General features: G+C 56.1%; 1 pseudogene. It reads left to right on the forward strand.

The features are described 5' to 3' along the window. Positions 1-504 (forward strand): annotated as a pseudogene (locus AC07RZ_RS24170) (hypothetical protein); the annotation flags it as partial. Between the last annotated feature and the right edge of the window lie 66 nt (positions 505-570).

Raw genomic sequence — 570 nt, forward strand, 5'->3', positions numbered from 1 at the left:
TTGACTGCCACCGGTCCCAGAACTGACGTGGTCGATACCACCACCTATACCTACGACACCTCTGGCAACCTGAGCACGATCACCAATGCCATCGGTCAAGTAACGACGCTGTCGAACTACGACGCCAATGGCCGGGTTGGGTTGATCACAGATGCCAATGGCGCCACAACGGCATTGACCTATAGTCCACGCGGCTGGCTGACTGGCAAGACGGTGACGTCTGGCGGTACAGTGGAAACCACTACGTATGGCTACGATGGCGTCGGCCAGCTGACGCTGGTCACGCTGCCGGATACCTCGACGGTCAACTATACCTACGATCCGGCCCATCGTCTGACCAACATCGCCGACAGCCTCGGCAACAGCATCGTCTATACCCTGGACAACATGGGTAACCGAATCAATGAGCAAGCCAAAGATCCAAGTGGCGCCTTGGCACGTCAAACCAGTCGTGTGGTGGATGCCTTAAATCGATTACAACAAATCACGGGGACAGTGCAATGAATGGGCGTTTAATGGGGAAACAACCGGGTGTCAAGACCCTGGTCAGCGCTGTACTGTTCGCGCTGG

The organism is Collimonas sp. GW821-FHT07E08, from assembly GCF_059418905.1.